The following is a 353-nucleotide window of genomic DNA, read 5'->3' on the forward strand; positions in this document are numbered from 1 at the left end:
AAGCGCGCGAAGCACGCCGATATGGGCCCAGCCGCGCGCACAGCCGCCGCCGAGCGCCAACGAGATGCCTGTCTTCATCGGTGGTTTCGGACCGGGCGCGCCGCCGGACGAGGAGGGACCGTTGGCCTCCCGAACGTCAGGTTTGCTGCGCAATGACGCCCATTCGAGCATCACGATCTCCCTTGTCCCATATCCCTTCTACCAAAAGGATATTTGAGAATAGTGAATCTGAGTGGTTTGTGAATATTGAATGGTTCACACCGGCTTCCGATACGTCTTTTCCGCATCGAACAGCGGCTTGCTGCCATCGTCGGCAAGCGTCGCCTTGCCGTCGTTGAATCCCACCGTCCGAT

General features: G+C 59.2%; 2 pseudogenes. Both read right to left on the reverse strand.

The features are described from left to right. Window positions 1–171 (reverse strand): annotated as a pseudogene (locus tag EN874_RS34990) (Patatin); the annotation flags it as partial. Between the two features lie 84 nt (window positions 172–255). Further along, window positions 256–353, reverse strand: a pseudogene (locus EN874_RS34735) (phosphoribosyl-AMP cyclohydrolase); the annotation flags it as partial.

Origin of the sequence: Mesorhizobium sp. M1D.F.Ca.ET.231.01.1.1 (assembly GCF_003999155.2) — a bacterium.
Classification (GTDB): domain Bacteria; phylum Pseudomonadota; class Alphaproteobacteria; order Rhizobiales; family Rhizobiaceae; genus Mesorhizobium.